The following is an 18,131-nucleotide window of genomic DNA, read 5'->3' as shown; positions in this document are numbered from 1 at the left end:
CGGCGTCAAGGACGTTATGGGATGGACGAACGAGTGCCCCGTCCTGTTCCATCCAAAATTCGATGGGCCTATCAGAAGACCGGAAACGACCGTTGTGGGGATTCGGAAAAAGTGACGGTTGCTCACCTTACTTACCGGTCCTACCGCCAGTAACCTCCGGCGCACCGGCCTCCCCGAGGAGCAACCATGCGACGACGCACCGGACGACTGAGAATCACCCTCGCCGCCGTACTCGCGCTCGGCGCGGGCCTGCTGGCGCCCTCCCCCGACGCCTCGGCCACCGCCGAGAGCCCCGTGCCCGACCTCTGCGGCCACCAGTGCGCCGACATCCTGCCGCCCGGGCAGAACGGCAACGCCACCCTGGCCGACATCCTCGCCCACCGGGTGCTGGGAACCCGTCCCGCCCACTCCTCCGACCAACTCGGGCGTTACGACGCGCTCGTCGGCGGATACGGCACCCTCACCGACGCCAAGCTGACCGAATTCTTCAACGACTCCTCCTTCGGTGTCCCGGCCGACCAGGTCGAGTCGGTCACCCGGCCGCGCGAGGACGTGACCATCACCCGGGACAAGAAGACCGGCGTCCCGCACATCAAGGGCACCACCCGCTACGGAACCGAGTTCGGCGCCGGGTTCGCCGCCGCGCAGGACCGGCTCTGGATGATGGACCTCTTCCGGCACATCGGCCGCGGAGAACTGACCTCCTTCGCCGGCGGCGCCCTCGCCAACCAGGGACTCGAGCAGCAGTTCTGGCCCCAGGCCCCGTACACCGAGGCCGACTACGAAGCCCAGATCGCCCGCATCAAGGCCACCGAGGGCGAGCGCGGCGAGCTCGCCATGGCCGACGCGCAGGCGTACGTCGACGGCATCAACGCCTACCGCAAGGCGGCGAAGGACGGGCGCTACTTCCCCGGCGAGTACGTCCTCACCGGCAAGGTCGACGCGGTCACCAACATCGGCGAGATCCAGCCCTTCAAGCTCACCGATCTGATCTCCATCGCCTCCGTCGTCGGCGGCCAGTTCGGCGGCGGAGGCGGTGGCGAGGTCCAGGCCGCGCTCTCCCTGCTCGCCGCGCAGAAGAAGTACGGCGTGGTGGAGGGCACCCGGGTGTGGGAGTCGTTCCGCCAGCGCGACGACGCCGAGGCCGTCCTCACCGTGCACGACGGCACCTCCTTCCCGTATGCCGAGAAGCCGGCGCGGCCGCGCGGCACCGCCCTGCCCGACCCCGGATCGGTCCGTCCCGAACAGCTCGTCCACGACCGCACCGGCTCGGCCGGCACGGACACCAAGTCCCCGGTGAAGGCACCGGAGCGGCTCAGGCCCGCCCAGGGGATGTACGACGACGGGGTCATCGACCCGCGTTCGCTCGACCCGAAGAAGGGCATGTCCAACGCCCTGCTGGTCTCCGGCGCCCACACCGCGAGCGGCAACCCCGTCGCCGTCTTCGGCCCGCAGACCGGCTACTTCGCCCCGCAGCTGCTGATGCTCCAGGAGCTCCAGGGGCCGGGCATCTCCGCCCGCGGCGCCGCCTTCGCCGGTGTCGGCATGTACGTCCAGATGGGCCGGGGCCAGGACTACGCCTGGTCCGCCACCTCCGCCGCCCAGGACATCACCGACACCTACGCGATCGAGCTCTGCCAGGACGACGTCCACTACCTCCACCGCGGCGTCTGCACCCCCATGGAGAAACTGGAGAAGCACAACGCCTGGCAGCCCACCGTCGCCGACTCCACCGCCGCCGGCTCCTACCGGATGCGGGTCTGGCGCACCAAGTACGGCATCGTCACCCACCGCGCCACGGTCGGCGGCAAGCCCGTCGCCTACACCACCCTGCGCACCACCTACCGCCACGAGGCCGACTCCATCATCGGCTTCCAGATGCTCAACGACCCGTCGTTCGTCAAGGACGCCCGCTCCTTCCAGCAGGCCGTGTCCCACATCGACTACGCCTTCAACTGGTTCTACGCGGACTCCCGGGAGGCCGCCTACTTCAACAGCGGCATGAACCCCGTCCGGGCCGCCGGGGTCGACCCGGCCCTCCCCGTCCGGGCCGAAGCCGCCTACGAATGGCGCGACTTCGACCCCACGGCCAACACCGCCGCGTACACCCCCTTCGCCGCGCACCCCCAGTCGATCGGCCAGGACTACTACATCTCCTGGAACAACCGGCAGGCGAAGGACTACAACACCGCGGGCTTCGGCTTCGGCGCCGTGCACCGCGGCGACCTGCTCGACCAGCGGGTCCGGCGCCTCGTCGAACAGGGCGGGGTCACGCGTGCCTCCCTCACCCGGGCCATGGCCGAGGCCGCAGTCACCGACCTGCGCGGCGAGCAGCTGCTGCCCGAACTGCTGAAGGTCGTCCGCACCGCGCCCGTCACCGACGCGGCGCTCGCCACCGCCCTCCAGCAGCTCGACTCCTGGCGCACCGCCGGAGCGCCGCGCAAGGAGACCGCGCCCGGCTCACGGACCTACGGGCACGCCGACGCCGTACGGATCATGGACGCCTGGTGGCCGCTGCTGATCGAGGCCGGGTTCCGGCCCGGGCTCGGCGACGAGCTGTACACCGCGCTGACGGCCGGCCTGGCGACCGACGAGTCACCGGGCGCGAGCCACGGCCCGACCGGCGCACACGGCGGCTCCGCCTTCCAGTACGGCTGGTGGGGCTTCGCCGACAAGGACCTGCGCCAGGTCCTCGGCCTGCCGGTCCGGTCCCCGCTGGCGCGGACGTACTGCGGCGACGGCGACCCGGCCGCCTGCCGCGGCATCCTGCTCGCCACGCTGAAGCAGGCGGTCGCCAGGACACCGGCCCAGGTCTACCCCGGCGACGACAGCTGCGCCGCGGGCGACCAGTGGTGCGCGGACTCCGTCCAGCACCGGGCACTCGGCGGTATCACCCACCCGGGCGTCCACTGGCAGAACCGGCCCACCTACCAGCAGGTGGTCGAGTTCCCGGCCCACCGCTGACGTCCCACACCGGCGCCGGATCGGACGGCACCACCGTCCGATCCGGCCCTCAGGGGTGGCTCACCGATCAGGCCGGATCGGCAAGCCACCCCCCAGCGCCACCACCCGCGCCAGCTCCGGATGGCAGATGTCGCTGTGCTCGCCGACCACCTCGGCCGCGTCCACGCTGACGCAGCCCGACGCCGGCATCCCGCCGTCCAGCGCGGCGGACAGCGTCAGCGCGACCGTGCCGCGCACGGCCTGGATGCCGTCGTGGCCGATCGCCCACCAGCGCTTGTCGCTGCCGAGGAGCGACTCGGCGTCCCGGGCCAGCCGGGAGGCCAGCGGATAGATCACCCCGAGGGCGGTGTCATGACGTGAGTAGCAGGCGATCACGGGCCCGTCGACCCGTCCCTGGAGACCGCCCAACGCCCCGCCCCTGCCCGGGTCGTGGGGCAGGCTCGCCGCGAACGCGTAGTGCGAAAAGGCCCCTTGGAGCAGCGTCACCGACTTCACGTTCCGCGCGTCGGCGGGCAGCCCGCGCAGCGCGTACGCGACGAGCCGGGCGCCCATGCTGTGTCCGACGAGATGGATCCGCAGACCGGGGGAGGAGCGGGCGAGAGCGCCGAGGAGGGGGCCGAGCCCCCGCTCGCCGACGGTGCCGGCCCGCCGCTTCATCGTGTAGTACGTGGCCTGACGCAGCGCCTCACGCGCTCCCTTCCAGTAGCGTCCGAGCCGACTGCCGAACGCCTCGCGCGGAGTGGGCACGCCGCCCGGTCCCGCCGCCTCCTCCAGGCCGTCGGCGAACATCGCGCAGACCGCCACCGGGTCGCCGAGGAGGAAGTCCGGCACCTCCGGCGCTCCAGGGCCTTCCGCCGAGGCGGCCGAGACCGAGCCCGTGTCGGTCAACTCCCGCAGCAAATCACCGAATTCGGTGAACGCCTCCTCGTCGTCGGGCTGTTCCCGCAGCAGCACGGCGAGCCGCTCCACCACCGGCCCCTTTCCGGGATGCGCCGCCGCCACCGCCTCGAAGTCGGGGATCGGCTCGTCCGAGAACATGATCGAGGGCCAGACCACCCCCACGTACCCCACCCGTGCCCCGGGCCGCAGCAGCCGGGGGAACGGGGCGAAGAACGCCGCGTACAGACGGTTGGCCACGGAGGGGGTGTTGTTCCAGCCGTGGGCGAACATCACCAGATCCGTCACCCCCCGCGCGGCCAGTGCCGAGAGCGCCTCGCGCTGCCCGGCCGCGCCGTCGCCGTCCTTGTCGAAGGCGATCTCCCGGTACGGCTCCACACTCATCCCGGCCATGGCCTGCCCCGTCCCTCCGCGTCGAGGTGCGCTGCTCCACGGGCATTGTGCCCGCGCGGAGGGACGGCCAGACGTTCAACGCAGGCGCGCCGCCGAGACCTCACGGAAGTGGACGAGCACGTCGTACGAGGCGGCGAGCCGGACCGGTGCCTGAGTTCCCGGCCACGGATAGGCGGTACCGACCAGCCAGCCGGGCCGAGGTGTGTGCAGCCAGCTTCTCGCGGCCGGGCTCGCGGTCCGCAGGTCCAGGTAGAACGGGCGTGGCGACACCCGGTCCAGGGTCTCGGCGCTGCTGTCCCGGCCCGGCAGACCGACCGTGAAGCGCCGGACGGGCTCGCCCGGAGCCTCGGTGTCGTGGGCGTTGAAGGAGCCGCGCCCGAAGGAGGCGCCGACGCTGACGTAGTCCCGGCCCAGCGCGTCGCGCAGGAAGGCGCCCTGGACGCGGGGGTAGTGGTCGGGCTGGGCCGTCTCGTAGCCGATGTGGGCGTTGTGCGCGGAGAGCACGATCCGGCCGCCGGTCCGCCGCTGCCACCACACGGTGTTCTCGGCCATGATCCGGTCGCGGTAGAGCATCGCTTCGGCGGTCCCCCCACCCGTGAGATCGTGGGCGTACTCCGTGCCGACCTGGGCGATCGCCCGGGCGTGCTGGAGCGTCCACGCGTGCTCATCCGCGTCGCGGCCGGGCTTCTGCCGTTGGAGCAGCGCGAAGGCCCGGTTGACCTCGGAGGCCATCCGCCGCCGCTCCTCGTCCGGCTTGAGGAGATAGGCGTTCATCCAGGCGTCGACCTCGCCCGCCGGCCGCGAGGCCCGGTACAGCTCCTCGAACCGCGGCAGCAGCGCCGGGTACGTACGGCCGACGTAGTCGGTGACGGCGTCGAAGAGGTTCGGTCCGGCGTAGCCGATGTCATTGCCCATGAAGCGCACCTGGTGGCCGGGGTGGCGCAGGTTGTGCTGCCGCATCCAGCGGAAGAGGTCGAGGTACTCCTCGGTGTTCCAGAAGCGGTACGCGTTCTGGAACTCGTCGCGCATGATCGTGCGGATGTCGCCCTTGCCGAACCGTACGTAGTCGTCGATCAGCAGACCGGTCGACCAGTTGGCCTCGAGCGCGAAGGTGGTGAAACCCTTCTTCTCGACCAGGTGCTCGAAGATCCGGTGCTTGGTCTCGAAGAACTCGGCCGAGCTGTGGGTGGCCTCGCCGATCCCCACGACCTTCGCCGACCCGATCATGCGGTCCAGTGGCCGCAGGTCCGTCAAGCGGTGGGCGCTGCGGGCGAGTTCGCGGGCGGGGTCGGTCGTGTCCGGGACGGCCCGGGCGGTGGGGGCGAGGACGCCGAGGCAGAGCGCCGCGGCGACCCCCGCCAGCGGGACCCGACGGCGTGTGAACGTGTTCATGGATCAAGGGTGTCGGCAGCCGGGTGACCGGACCAACCTGCCGACTCCCGTGTATGGCCGGGGGTTTTCCCCACCCGTTCAGCGGTAGAGCAGGTACTCCTCGCGCACGGCGCGGAAGGCGGCCAGATCCGCGGCCCACGCGCCGGCCACCTCGTCCGTGTCCGCGCCCGCGTCGATCAGGGTGCGTACCCGGGTCGAGCCCGTCAGCTTGTCGATCCAGTGGTCGGGGCGCCAGGCGAAGCCGCTCCACGACCGCTTGGCGCTGACCAGCAGCCCGATCCCGGTGCGTACGGGGTCGAAGGCCGCCCGGTCGTGCACCTGGACCTGCACGCCGCCGACCGTCTTCCCCTGGAACTTCGAGAAGGTGGGGGTGAAGTACGCCTCACGGAACCGCACGCCCGGCAGCTCCAGGGCGTTCGCCGCCTCCGCCCACCGCCGGTCCACGCCCTGCGCGCCGAGGAGTTCGAAGGGGCGGGTCGTGCCCCGTCCCTCGGAGAGGTTGGTGCCTTCGAAGAGGCAGGTGCCGGGGTAGACGAGAGCGGTGTCGGGCGTCGGCATGTTGGGGCTCGGCGGCACCCACGGCAGCCCGGTCGCGTCGAAGAACTCCGCGCGCCGCCAGCCCGACATCCGCACGGTCTCCAGCTCCACCGGCCGCGTCAGGAACTCGCCGTTGAACAGCCGGGCCAGCTCCGCCACCGTCATCCCGTGCGCCTGCGCGATCGGCTCCCGCCCCACGAAGGTCGCGAACGCCCGGTCGAGGACGGGGCCGAGCGCCGCCCGCCCGGTCACCGGGTTCGGCCGGTCCAGTACGACGAACCGTTTCCCCGCAAGCGACGCGGCCACCATGCAGTCGTACAGCGTCCAGATGTAGGTGTAGAAGCGCGCGCCCACGTCCTGGATGTCGAAGACGACCGTGTCCACACCGGAGGCGGTGAAGACGTCCGCGAGCGGCTGACCGCTCTTCAGGTACGTGTCGTAGACGGGCAGCCCGGTCGCCGGATCGTCGTAGCGGCCCTCGGAGCCACCCGCCTGCGCGGTGCCCCGGAAGCCGTGCTCGGGGCCGAAGACGGCGACGAGGTCCACGCGGTCGTCCGCGTGCATGACGTCGACGATGTGGCGGACGTCGGAGGTGATCCCGGTCGGGTTGGTGACGACGCCGACCCGCTCCCCGGCGAGCGGGGCGTAGCCGTCGGCGGCCAGCCGCGCGAAACCGGTGCGGACCCGGTGGGGCCGGTCGTGCGCCACGGCGGCGGGCGCCCCGACGGCCGTGGCGCCCAGCCCCAGCGCGCCGCCGGCGGCCAGCAGACCGCGTCTCGACAGGTTCGACGGGCTCATACGGAAACCTCCCTGATCGCCTTCCCTGACATGGCCACGCACTCTAGGGGCCGGACCGCCCGCCGGGAACGAGGCGTGCGCGGCGAGCCCCCGGCGAAGAGGGCTTCCCAGGCAACATACCGACTGGTTAGTCTGCTGGCACTGTCGCAACGGAGAGGCGGGTCCCGATGAGTACGGTGCAGGGCGCTGGAGTGGTCGTCACGGGCGCGGGAGGCGGAATCGGAGCCACGCTGGCCCGCCGCTTCGCCGCCGAGGGCGCCCGGGTCGTCGTCAACGACCTCGACCCCGGCCGGACCAAGGCCGTCGCCGAGGAGATCGGCGGCACCGCCGTGCCCGGGGACGCCTCCGCGATCGTCGAGGAGGCCCGCGAGGCGCTCGGCGGCACCGTCGACGTCTGGTGCGCCAACGCCGGACTCGCCTCACCGGGCGACGCCTTCGCCGACGAAGCCGTCTGGGCCGCCGCCTGGGACGTCAACGTCATGGCCCACGTCCGCGCGGCCCGCGCCCTGCTGCCCGACTGGCTGGAACGCGGCAGCGGCCGCTTCGTCTCCACCGTCTCCGCCGCCGGCCTGCTCACCATGGTCGGCGCCGCCCCCTACAGCGTCTCCAAGCACGGCGCGTACGCCTTCGCCGAATGGCTCTCCCTCACCTACCGCCACCGCGGCGTCAAGGTCCACGCCATCTGCCCCCAGGGCGTGCGTACGGACATGCTCACCGCCGCCGGATCGGCCGGCCGACTGGTCCTCGCCCCCACCGCGATCGAACCCGAGGACGTCGCCGACTCGCTCTTCGACGCCATCCAGGCCGACCGCTTCCTCGTCCTCCCGCACCCCGAGGTCGCCGACTACTACCGGGCCCGCGCCACCGACCCGGAACGCTGGCTGGGCAACATGAACCACATCCAGCGGAAGTGGGAAGAGGCGACCGGATGACCACGAAGGCGTCGGTCTACGCCGCGATGCCCTGGCTGGCGCAGCTCAGCGAGGCCCAGCGGGCGCCCGTCTCCCCGCCGCCCACCGCCCTCCACGCCTTCCGGGCCGCGGCCGCCCGTACGCCCGAGCACCCGGCCCTCGCCTACTTCGACGCCCGGCTGAGCTACCGCGAGACCGACGCCCTGTCCGACTCCGTCGCCGGCCACCTCGCCGCCCGCGGCGTGGAGCGTGGCGACCGCGTGGCGATCATGCTCCAGAACAGCCCGCACTTCGTCCTCGCCCTGCTCGGCGCCTGGAAGGCGGGCGCCACCGTCGTCCCGCTGAACCCGATGTACAAGTCCGGCGAGGTCGGCCACGCCCTGCGGGACTCCGGGGCCACCGCGCTGATCTGCTCCGACCGCGCCTGGGCGAGCCATCTGCGGGAGACCGCCGCCGACTCTCCCGTACGGACCGCGCTCACCGCCTGCGAACGCGACCTGCAGACCCGCGACGACCCCCGGGTCCTCGGCTTCGACCGCGTCGCCACCGACGTCGACGACCTGCTCGCCGTCGCCCGCGCCGGACACCCGGCCCCCGCGAACCGCGAGCTCGACGGCGACGACGTGGCCCTGATCAGCTACACCTCCGGCACCAGCGGCACCCCCAAGGGCGCGCTCAACCTCCACCGAGGGGTGATCCACAACGCCGAACGCCAGCGCACCGGGCACCCCGTCCCGCCCGGCGCCGGCTACTTCGCGCTCGCCCCGCTCTTCCACATCACCGGCCTGGTCTGCGAACTCGCCGCCTGCTTCGCCAACGCCGGCACCCTCGTCCTCGCCCACCGCTTCGACGCCGGGGTGGTCCTGGACGCCTTCCTGGAGCACCGGCCCGCCTACACCGTCGGCCCCTCCACGGCCTTCATGGCGCTCGGCGCCCACCCCGCGGCCACCCGCGACCACTTCTCCTCCTTCCTGGTCCTCTCCTCGGGCGGCGCCCCGCTGCCGCCCGCCCTGGTGGAGACGTTCCGCGCCCGATTCGGCCCGTACATCCGCAACGGCTACGGCCTCACCGAGTGCACCGCGCCCTGCGCCTCCGTGCCGCCCGAGAAGGAGGCGCCCGTCGATCCCGCCTCCGGAACCCTCTCCGTCGGCGTCCCCGGACCCGACACCGTCGTCCGCGTCCTCGACGAGACCGGCGCCGAGGTCCCCTTCGGCGCACAGGGCGAGATAGCGGTCCGCGGTCCTCAGGTCGTCCCCGGCTACTGGGGGCTGCCCGAGGCCACCGCCGCCACCTTTCCCGACGGGGAGCTGCGTACGGGAGACATCGGCTTCATGGACCCGGACGGCTGGCTCTACGTCGTCGACCGGAAGAAGGACATGATCAACGCCTCCGGCTTCAAGGTCTGGCCACGGGAGGTGGAGGACGTCCTCCACACCCACCCGGCGGTCCGCGAGGCGGCCGTCGTCGGCATCCCCGACGCCTACCGCGGGGAGACGGTCAAGGCGTACGTGAGCCTGCGCCCGGGGGCGAGCGTCGAGCCCGCCGAACTCTCCGCCCACTGCGAGCAGCGGCTGGCCGCGTACAAGTATCCCCGCGAGGTCGAGATCCTGGCGGAGCTGCCCAAGACGACAAGTGGGAAGATCCTCCGAAGGGAACTTCGTTCCCCCCGATGACGACGAGCACGACGGAAAGGCGGCGGAGCATGGCCAGGACGACGGACGGGAGCGGCACCCCCGTCCCCCAGAGGCTGCTGGCCGCCGCCACCCGGCTCTTCGCGGAGCGGGGGTACGACCGCACCTCCGTCCAGGAGATCGTGGAAGCGGCGGGCGTCACCAAGGGCGCCCTCTACCACTACTTCGGCTCCAAGGAGGACCTCCTCCAAGAGGTCTACTCCCGGGTGCTGCGCCTCCAGCAGGAGCGGCTCGACGCCTTCGCGGACGCCGACGCCCCCGTGGAGCGGCGGCTGCGCGACGCCGCCGCCGACGTCGTCGTCACCACGATCGACAACCTCGACGACGCGTCGATCTTCTTCCGCTCCATGCACCACCTCAGCCCGGAGAAGAACAAGCAGGTACGGGCGGAGCGCCGCCGCTACCACGAACGCTTCCGCGCCCTGATCGAGGAGGGCCAGCAGGCCGGGGTCTTCTCCACCGCGACCCCGGCCGACCTGGTCGTCGACTACCACTTCGGCTCGGTGCACCACCTGTCGACCTGGTACCGCCCCGACGGCCCGCTCACCCCCCAGCAGGTCGCCGACCAGCTCGCCGACCTGCTGCTGAGGGCGCTGCGGCCGTAGCGCCTACAGGTACTTCTTGATCTCCCGGCGCGCCAGCGAGCGCTGGTGCACCTCGTCCGGGCCGTCCGCCAGCATCAGCGTCCGCGCCGCGGCCCAGAGCTCGGCCAGCGGGAAGTCCTGCGAGACACCGCCCGCGCCGTGGACCTGGACCGCCCGGTCGAGGATGGCGACCACGGCGCGCGGGGTCGCGATCTTGATGGCCTGGATCTCCGTGTGCGCGCCGCGGTTGCCGACGGTGTCCATCAGCCAGGCGGTCTTGAGGACGAGGAGCCGCAGCTGCTCGACCGTCACCCGGGCGTCGGCGATCCAGTTCTGCACCACCCCCTGCTGGGCGATCGGCTTGCCGAAGGCCGTACGCGACACGGCCCGGCGGCACATCAGCTCGATGGCCCGCTCCGCCATGCCGATCAGCCGCATGCAGTGGTGGATGCGGCCCGGGCCGAGGCGGGCCTGGGCGATCGCGAAGCCGCCGCCCTCCTCGCCGATCAGGTTCGAGGCCGGGACGCGGACGTCGTGGAAGAGGACCTCCGCGTGACCGCCGTGGGAGTGGTCCTCGTAGCCGTACACCTGCATCGCACGGCGCACCTCGACACCCGGGGTGTCGCGCGGCACCAGGATCATCGACTGCTGGCGGCGGACGTCCGGCCCGTCGGGGTCGGTCTTGCCCATCACGATGAAGATCCCGCAATCGGGGTTCATCGCACCGGAGATGTACCACTTCCGGCCGTTGACGACGTAGTCCCCGCCGTCCCGCTCGATCCGGGTCTCGATGTTCGTCGCGTCCGAGGAGGCCACCTCCGGCTCGGTCATCGCGAACGCCGAACGGATCTCCCCGGCCAGCAGCGGCTCCAGCCACCGCTTCTTCTGCGCCTCGTCGCCGAACTGGGCGAGCACCTCCATGTTGCCGGTGTCCGGGGCGGCGCAGTTGAGCGCCGTGGGGGCCAGCTGCGGGCTGCGGCCGGTGATCTCGGCCAGCGGCGCGTACTGGAGGTTGGTCAGCCCCGCCCCGTGCTCCGCGTCCGGCAGGAAGAGGTTCCACAGCCCCTGCCGCCTGGCCTCGGCCTTCAGGTCCTCCACGATCCGCGGGGTGTCCCACGGCGAGGCGAGCAGCGCCCGCTGCTCGTGGGCGACCTGCTCGGCGGGGTAGACGTACTCGTCCATGAAGGCGAGCAGCTTCGCCCGCAGCTCCTCGGTGCGCGCGTCGAATGCGAAGTCCATGGCGGATCAGCCTTCCTGGAGGGTGGTGAGGCCGTGCTCGATGAAGACGGGGACGAGTTCGCCGATGCGGTCGAAGCCGGCGCCGACGGTCTGGCCGAGGGTGTAGCGGTAGTGGATGCCCTCCAGGATCACGGCGAGCTTGAACCAGGCGAAGGCCGTGTACCAGGAGACGGCCGAGGTGTCGCGGCCCGAGCGCGCGGCGTACCGCTCGATCAGCTCGTCGGGCGCGGGGTGTCCGGCGGCCGCCGCGGTCGTGCTGACGGGGGAGTGGGGGATGTCCAGCTTCGCGCTGTACATCACCAGCAGCCCGAGGTCGGTCAGCGGGTCGCCGAGGGTGGACATCTCCCAGTCCAGGACGGCCTTGATGCGGTCGTCCTCGCCGATCAGAACGTTGTCGAGGCGGTAGTCGCCGTGCACGACGGTCGGGGCGGGGGAGGCGGGCAGTCCGCGGCCGAGGCCGGCGTGGAGCTCGTCGATGCCGGGCAGGTCGCGGTCGCGCGAGGCGGCGAGCTGCTTGCCCCACCGGCGCAGCTGCCGGTCGAGGAACCCCTCGGGGCGCCCGAAGTCGCCGAGGCCGACCTGCGCGGGGTCGACGGCGTGCAGATCGACGAGGGTGTCGACCAGTCCGAGGACGGCGGCCCGGGTCCGCTCGGGACCGAGCGGCGCGAGCTGGCCGGCCGAGCGGTACGGCGTTCCGTCGACGAACTCCATGACGTAGAAGGGGGCTCCGAGGACGCTGTCGTCCTCGCAGAGCAGCACCGTCTCCGGGACCGGTACGGCCGTCGGGTGCAGGGCACTGATCACCCGGTGCTCGCGCTTCATGTCGTGCGCGGTGGCCAGGACATGGCCGAGCGGCGGCCGGCGCACCACCCACCTGCCGGTGCCGTCGCTGACGACGTAGGTGAGATTGGACCGGCCGCCCTCGATCAGCCGGGCGGTGAGCGGGCCGGCCACCAGTCCGGGCCGCTCGCGGTCGAGGAACCCGCGCAGCTGCTCGGGGTCGAGGCCCGGTGGGGGCACCTCCCGCGTCGCGGGCTGCGGGGGAGGGGCTGAGCTCATCGTGCGTACCTCCGGAAGCGGACATCGGGTCGGCGCCCATGATGACCGACCAGTCGGTATGTCGTCCAGGGCGGGATCCGAAATGCCCTTCCGGGGTCTGGCCCGCGGATCTGGTCCATGAATAGGGTTCACATATGGATTCAGAGCTGATCGTCGAGGAAGTCCGGCTGACCCCGATCCTCATCTCCGACCCCCCACTGCTCAACACCCAGGGAGTCCACCAGCCCTACACGCCCCGGCTCATCGTCGAAGTGGTCACCCGCGGCGGTGTCACCGGCCTGGGCGAGACCTACGGGGACAGCCGGTACCTGGAGCCGGCCCGGCCACTCGCCGAGGCACTGCCCGGCCGCTCGGTCACGGACGTGAACGGCCTGTTCGCGCTCGCCCGGCAGGTGTGCGGGGAGCCGAGCGCCACCGACGGGCGGGTCGACGCGGGCGGGCTCCGGGGCGCGCAGACGGCGGACAAACTCCGCCTCTCCGTCGTCTCCGCCTTCGAGGTGGCCTGCCTGGACGCCCTGGGCAAGACGCTCGGCCTCCCGGTCCACGCCCTGCTCGGCGGCAAGGTCCGCGACTCCGTCGAGTACAGCGCCTATCTCTTCTACCGCTGGGCCGCCCACCCCGACGGCGGAGAGACGGACGGTTGGGGCGCGGCGCTCGACCCCGCCGGCGTCGTCGCCCAGGCCCGCCGCTTCGACCGTACGTACGGCTTTCGCTCGTTCAAGCTCAAAGGAGGCGTCTTCCCGCCGGAGCGGGAGATCGCCGCGATCCGGGCCCTGGCGGAGGCGTTCCCCGGCCGCCCGCTCCGTCTCGACCCCAACGGCGCCTGGTCCGTGGAGACGTCCCTGGCCGTGGCACGGGAGCTGAAGGACGTGCTGGAGTACCTGGAGGACCCGGCGAGCGGTACGGAGCCGATGGCCGAGGTCGCGGCCCGCACGGACGTACCGCTCGCGACCAACATGTGCGTCACCACCTTCGAGGAGGTGCCGGAGGCCTTCTCCCGTGACGCGGTACGGATCGTGCTCTGCGACCACCACTACTGGGGCGGCCTGCACCGCACCCGCGAACTCGCCGCGCTCTGCCGCACGTACGGCGTCGGCCTTTCGATGCACTCCAACACCCACCTCGGCATCAGCCTCGCCGCCATGACACAGGTCGCCGCCACCCTTCCCGACCTCCACCACGCCTGCGACACGCACTACCCGTGGCAGACCGAGGACGTCGTCACCGTCCGGCCCGTCTTCCGCGACGGCCGGCTCGCGGTCTCGGACGCCCCGGGGCTCGGCGTCGAACTGGACCGGGACCGCCTGGCGGCCCTGCACCGCCGCTGGCGCGACGACGACGGCACGATGCGCGACCGCGACGACGCGGCGGCGATGCGGGTGGCGGACCCGGAGTGGACGACGCCGGACGTCCCCCGCTGGTGACGCGGTCCACGCGATGTCACCGGGTGCCGCGCCGCCCGACCGCTCGGCGGCCGACGCCCGGCCGGGGGAGCCCCGCTTGCGAGGTGCGGGCACCCCCTCGATGGTTCGGGGTATGAAGGCGATCAGCTACAGCCGTTACGGCGGACCCGAGGTGCTCGAGTACGGCGAGCGGCCCGACCCGAAGGTCGGGCCGGACGACGTGCTCGTCAAGGTGCGGGCGGCGGCCGTGAACCCCGTCGACCGGAAGGCGCAGGCCGGATACCTCGACGGGATGATGGACGCCGTCTTCCCCGTCATCCCCGGCTGGGACGTCTCCGGAGTCGTCGTGCAGCCCGGAGTCTCCGTCCCGGAGTTCGCCGTAGGTGACGAGGTCATGGGCTACGTCCGCGAGGACTTCCTCGCCCGTGGCACCTTCGCCGAGTACGTCGCCGCCCCCATCCGCACCCTGGCCCGCAAGCCCCGCACCATGGGCTTCGAGGAGTCCGCGGCCCTGCCGCTGGCCGGACTCACCGCCTATCAGGTGCTCCACCAGGCGCTGTCCGTGCGCTCGGGCGAGACGGTCCTTGTGCACGCGGCGGCCGGCGGCGTCGGCTCCATGGCCGTCCAGATCGCCCGCCACCTCGGCTGCCGGGTCATCGGCGCGGCCCGCGAGTCGGGCCAGGACCGGATCAGGGAGCTCGGCGCCGAGCCGGTCCTCTACGACGAGCACACCTTCGCCAAACAGGTCCGCGCCCTGGCCCCGGCGGGCGTCGACGCGGTCCTGGACACCATCGGAGGCCCGTTCCTCAAGATCACCCCGGAGGTGCTGGCCCCCGAGGGCCGCCTGGCCTCGGTCGCCGACGGCGAGGTCATCGGCCTCGGCGGCCGCTACTTCTGGGTCCGCCCGGACCCCGGTGACCTGGCCGCGCTCGCCACCCTGGCCGAGGAGGGCGTCCTGACGGTACGGGTGGCGAAGACCTTCCCGCTGGAACAGGCGGCCGACGCCCAGCGCGCCAACGCGGAGGGCGGCCTGAACGGAAAGGTCGTGGTCACGGTGGAGTGGCCGACCGACGCCACCTGATCCACTGGGACCACGACGGCCGAGGTCCGCTCAGACCACGACCGCCACGGCGAACCCGGCCAGCGCGATCGTGCACACGGCCGCAAGGAGCGCGCCCCGGTGCGAGAGCGGCCGCGGCCGCGCCGCTTCCAGCGACCGGATACGGCGGTGGGCGACGGCCAGGAACGCGACCCAGACCAGCGCCGACAGCGCGGCCCCCGCCACCCCCGCCGCTGTGATGTCGTCATGGATCGCCTGTTTCGCGGCCAGCACCGCCACGACCGTGCAGGTCAGCGTCGTACGCCGCCACGCCAGACGCGTCCGCTCGGGTTGCAGCCCCGGATCCCGTACCTCCGTCACCGCCCGGCCCAGCCGAAGACGACGACCACGACCATCGTCACCGCCACCACGGCCACCGCGAGACTCAGCACCATCGGGAACCGCGACACCGGCAGATCCTCACCCCGGCGCATCGCCCGCTCGCACCGCACCCAGTGGTTCACCGCCCGCAGCGCGCACAGCGCCCCCGCGCCCAGCAGGGCCAGCGCCAGCCCGACCCGTACCCCCCAGCGCAGATCCGGCAGGAACTGGTCGACGGCGAAGCCGCCGCCGACGAGCGCGAGCGCGGTCCGGATCCAGGCGAGGAAGGTGCGCTCGTTGGCCAGGGAGAAGCGGTAGTCGGGGGTCTCGCCCTCGTCACGGATCCGCCGCGGCGCGAACCACAACCGCAGGCTCTGTACGAAGTCGCTCACCGGGGCACCCTATCCACCGGCGCGCTCTCCAGCCGTACCACCGGGTTCGCCGGTCGAGCGGCCCGCCCGGAGCGCGGACATCCGCTCGTAGGCCGCCAGACCGTCCGGCACCCACTCCCACGTGCCGAGCCGGGCGGTCAGCTCCTCCTCCGGCAGGAAGGCGTGCCAGGCGACCTCCGTCGCCTGCGGGTTCACCGGCAGCTCGCAACGCACCTCGTACACGGCCGACCACCACTTCCCGGCGACGCCCCCCGAGTCGTGGAGGAAACGGAACAGCGGCTCGGGGCGGGGCAGTCCGCTCACGCCGAGCTCCTCCTCTGCCTCGCGCAGCGCCGCCGCGTCGTACGACTCGCCCGCGCCGAGGACCCCGCCGACGAACATGTCGTACAGCGAGGGGAAAAGCAGCTTCGTGGGGGTGCGGCGATGCACGAAGATCCGGTCCTCGGCATCCCGTACCAGGACGAAGACGCAGCGGTGGATCAGGCCCCGGGCGTACACCTCGCCGCGCGGGGCTTGCCCGATCACCTCGTCGTTCTCGTCGACGACGTCCAGGATCTCTTCAGCGGGGTTGGTCATGCCGCCATGAAACCACCGGCCCGCCGTACGCCCGCCGATGAAGTCATGTTCATGCTCGACAGCCGTAACGAGAGCCTTTCTCTCCGTCCGAACGGTTGACTCGATACATTCGTGTATCCGATAGTCGGGCCATGTCCTACGACGCTGATGTGATCGTGATCGGGGCCGGCCTCGCGGGGCTCGTCGCCACCGCCGAACTCGTGGACGCCGGACGGAGCGTGATCCTCCTCGACCAGGAGCCCGAGCAGTCCATCGGCGGCCAGGCGCACTGGTCCTTCGGTGGACTCTTCCTCGTCGACTCGCCCGAACAGCGCCGCCTGCGGATCAGGGACAGCCACGCGCTCGCCCTCCAGGACTGGCTCGGCACCGCCGGATTCGACCGCGACGAGGACCGGTGGCCGAGGAAGTGGGCCGAGGCGTACGTCGACTTCGCGGCGGGCGAGAAGCGCTCCTGGCTGCGCGCGCGCGGGGTGCGCTTCTTCCCCGTGGTGGGCTGGGCCGAGCGCGGCGGGTACGACGCCAACGGCCACGGCAACTCGGTGCCCCGCTTCCACATCACCTGGGGTACGGGGCCGGGCCTCGTCGCCCCCTTCGAGCGCCGCGTCCGCGAGGGCGTCGCCACGGGCCGCGTCCGGCTCCGCTTCCGCCACCGGGTGACCGCCCTCGGCCGTACGGCGGGAGCCGTCGACACCGTCAGCGGAGAGATCCTGGAGCCGTCCGCCGCCGCACGCGGCACCGCGAGCAGCCGCGAGGTGACAGGTGCCTTCGCCTACCGGGCCCAGGCGGTGATCGTCACCTCGGGCGGCATCGGCGGCAACCACGACCTCGTACGCCGGCAGTGGCCGAAGCGGCTCGGCACCCCGCCCGCGAAGCTGCTCTCCGGCGTGCCCGCCCATGTCGACGGGCTGATGCTCGGCATCGCGGAGGACGCCGGCGCCCGCCACATCAACCGCGACCGGATGTGGCACTACACCGAGGGCATCGAGAACTGGAACCCGATCTGGGCCCGGCACGGCATCCGCATCCTGCCCGGCCCGTCCTCGCTCTGGCTGGACGCGCGCGGCCGGCGGCTGCCCGTCCCCCTCTTCCCCGGCTTCGACACCCTCGGCACGCTCGAACACATCATGCGCACCGGGTACGACCACACCTGGTTCGTGCTCGACCGGCGGATCATCGGCAAGGAGTTCGCACTCTCCGGCTCCGAGCAGAACCCCGACCTGACCGGCAAGTCGATCCGCGACGTCATCGGCCGCGCCCGCCAGGACGTGCCCGGCCCGGTGAAGGCGTTCATGGACAAGGGCGTGGACTTCGTCGTCGAGAACGACCTGTCCGCGCTCGTCCGGGGCATGAACGCGCTCACCGACGAGCCGCTCATCGACGAGGCGGAGCTCCGGCGCGAGATCACCGCCCGCGACCGGGAGATCGCCAACCCCTTCACCAAGGACCTCCAGGTGATGGCGGTCCGGGGAGCCCGCAAGTACCTGGGCGACAAGCTGATCCGTACGGCGGCCCCGCACCGGATCCTCGACCCCGAGGCCGGCCCGCTGATCGCCGTACGGCTGAACATCCTCACCCGCAAGTCGCTGGGCGGCCTGGAGACCGACCTGTCGTCACGGGTGCTGACGGAAGGCGGAGAAGCGCTGGAAGGGCTGTACGCGGCGGGCGAGGCGGCCGGCTTCGGCGGCGGGGGTGTCCACGGCTACCGCTCCCTGGAGGGCACCTTCCTCGGCGGCTGCGTCTTCTCCGGCCGCGCGGCGGGCCGCGCCGCCGCGAAGGCGGTGGGCTAGGGTCTTTCGTTTGGATCAGGCCGGATCAGGGAGCGGGGTCTGGTGCATGGGGTCTCCCCAGGCCCGCCAGGGCCGAGGGGACGGATCG

At 72.2% G+C, this 18,131-nt stretch carries 15 protein-coding genes; 7 read left to right on the top strand and 8 right to left on the bottom strand.

Annotated features, from left to right (window positions below):
• The first annotated feature begins 186 nt into the window (after positions 1 to 186).
• Positions 187 to 2,964: a penicillin acylase family protein gene (locus ACWDX6_RS12850; RefSeq protein WP_451484964.1), complete on the top strand. Its 2,778-nt coding sequence runs from the start codon at positions 187 to 189 to the stop codon at positions 2,962 to 2,964.
• A gap of 60 nt (positions 2,965 to 3,024) precedes the next feature.
• Here ACWDX6_RS12850 and ACWDX6_RS12845 read toward each other — a convergent pair whose 3' ends face one another.
• The 3 genes from ACWDX6_RS12845 to ACWDX6_RS12835 all read right to left on the bottom strand — a co-directional run bounded on the left by ACWDX6_RS12845 (position 3,025) and on the right by ACWDX6_RS12835 (position 6,981).
• Positions 3,025 to 4,254: an alpha/beta hydrolase gene (locus ACWDX6_RS12845; protein WP_451484963.1), complete on the bottom strand. Its 1,230-nt coding sequence runs from the start codon at positions 4,252 to 4,254 to the stop codon at positions 3,025 to 3,027.
• Positions 4,255 to 4,329: 75 nt separating this feature from the next.
• A complete protein-coding gene (locus tag ACWDX6_RS12840; RefSeq protein ID WP_451484962.1) occupies positions 4,330 to 5,646 on the bottom strand; it encodes an erythromycin esterase family protein in 1,317 nt (438 codons plus the stop codon).
• A 78-nt stretch (positions 5,647 to 5,724) separates the two neighbouring features.
• A complete protein-coding gene (locus tag ACWDX6_RS12835; protein WP_451484961.1) occupies positions 5,725 to 6,981 on the bottom strand; it encodes an exo-beta-N-acetylmuramidase NamZ family protein in 1,257 nt (418 codons plus the stop codon).
• 167 nt (positions 6,982 to 7,148) lie between these two features.
• Here ACWDX6_RS12835 and ACWDX6_RS12830 point away from each other — a divergent pair, with 167 nt between their 5' ends.
• Genes ACWDX6_RS12830 through ACWDX6_RS12820 form a run of 3 tightly spaced genes read left to right on the top strand, consistent with a single transcriptional unit; the run spans position 7,149 to position 10,188 of the window.
• The gene (locus tag ACWDX6_RS12830; protein ID WP_451484960.1) at positions 7,149 to 7,913 is read left to right on the top strand and encodes an SDR family oxidoreductase; all 765 of its coding nucleotides are present in this window, start codon (positions 7,149 to 7,151) and stop codon (positions 7,911 to 7,913) included.
• The gene (locus ACWDX6_RS12825) at positions 7,910 to 9,565 is read left to right on the top strand and encodes an AMP-binding protein (RefSeq protein ID WP_451484959.1); all 1,656 of its coding nucleotides are present in this window, start codon (positions 7,910 to 7,912) and stop codon (positions 9,563 to 9,565) included. The genes ACWDX6_RS12830 and ACWDX6_RS12825 overlap by 4 nt, the downstream gene beginning before the upstream one ends.
• A 29-nt stretch (positions 9,566 to 9,594) precedes the next feature.
• Positions 9,595 to 10,188 (top strand): TetR/AcrR family transcriptional regulator, encoded by a 594-nt coding sequence (locus ACWDX6_RS12820; RefSeq protein ID WP_403291054.1) that lies wholly within the window; start codon positions 9,595 to 9,597, stop codon positions 10,186 to 10,188.
• Positions 10,189 to 10,191: 3 nt separating this feature from the next.
• Here the strand turns inward: ACWDX6_RS12820 and ACWDX6_RS12815 are convergent, their stop codons facing one another.
• Both ACWDX6_RS12815 and ACWDX6_RS12810 read right to left on the bottom strand, forming a co-directional pair.
• Complete coding sequence (locus ACWDX6_RS12815; RefSeq protein WP_451484958.1) at positions 10,192 to 11,406, bottom strand: acyl-CoA dehydrogenase family protein; 1,215 nt, start codon at positions 11,404 to 11,406, stop codon at positions 10,192 to 10,194.
• 6 nt (positions 11,407 to 11,412) lie between these two features.
• Positions 11,413 to 12,465 carry a phosphotransferase family protein gene (locus ACWDX6_RS12810; protein ID WP_451484957.1) on the bottom strand — a complete coding sequence of 351 codons (1,053 nt, stop codon included), beginning with the start codon at positions 12,463 to 12,465 and terminating at the stop codon, positions 11,413 to 11,415.
• Between the two features lie 134 nt (positions 12,466 to 12,599).
• Between ACWDX6_RS12810 and ACWDX6_RS12805 the strand changes: the two genes are divergently transcribed.
• Complete coding sequence (locus ACWDX6_RS12805) at positions 12,600 to 13,889, top strand: glucarate dehydratase family protein (RefSeq protein WP_451484956.1); 1,290 nt, start codon at positions 12,600 to 12,602, stop codon at positions 13,887 to 13,889.
• 112 nt (positions 13,890 to 14,001) lie between these two features.
• A complete protein-coding gene (locus ACWDX6_RS12800; protein ID WP_451484955.1) occupies positions 14,002 to 14,949 on the top strand; it encodes an NADP-dependent oxidoreductase in 948 nt (315 codons plus the stop codon).
• A gap of 30 nt (positions 14,950 to 14,979) precedes the next feature.
• On the opposite strand, the gene ACWDX6_RS12795 is transcribed toward ACWDX6_RS12800, so the two are convergent.
• Genes ACWDX6_RS12795 through ACWDX6_RS12785 form a run of 3 tightly spaced genes read right to left on the bottom strand, consistent with a single transcriptional unit; the run spans position 14,980 to position 16,256 of the window.
• Positions 14,980 to 15,288 (bottom strand): DUF202 domain-containing protein, encoded by a 309-nt coding sequence (locus ACWDX6_RS12795; protein WP_451484954.1) that lies wholly within the window; start codon positions 15,286 to 15,288, stop codon positions 14,980 to 14,982.
• A complete protein-coding gene (locus ACWDX6_RS12790; RefSeq protein WP_451484953.1) occupies positions 15,285 to 15,680 on the bottom strand; it encodes a YidH family protein in 396 nt (131 codons plus the stop codon). Before ACWDX6_RS12790 ends, ACWDX6_RS12795 begins: the two co-directional genes overlap by 4 nt.
• Positions 15,681 to 15,689: 9 nt before the next feature.
• Positions 15,690 to 16,256: an NUDIX hydrolase gene (locus ACWDX6_RS12785; protein WP_451484952.1), complete on the bottom strand. Its 567-nt coding sequence runs from the start codon at positions 16,254 to 16,256 to the stop codon at positions 15,690 to 15,692.
• A gap of 131 nt (positions 16,257 to 16,387) precedes the next feature.
• Here ACWDX6_RS12785 and ACWDX6_RS12780 point away from each other — a divergent pair, with 131 nt between their 5' ends.
• Positions 16,388 to 18,043 (top strand): FAD-binding dehydrogenase, encoded by a 1,656-nt coding sequence (locus ACWDX6_RS12780; RefSeq protein WP_451484951.1) that lies wholly within the window; start codon positions 16,388 to 16,390, stop codon positions 18,041 to 18,043.
• Positions 18,044 to 18,131 lie beyond the last annotated feature (88 nt).

Source organism: Streptomyces sp. NPDC003027 (assembly GCF_053591435.1).
This window is presented reverse-complemented; position numbering and strand designations above follow the sequence as displayed.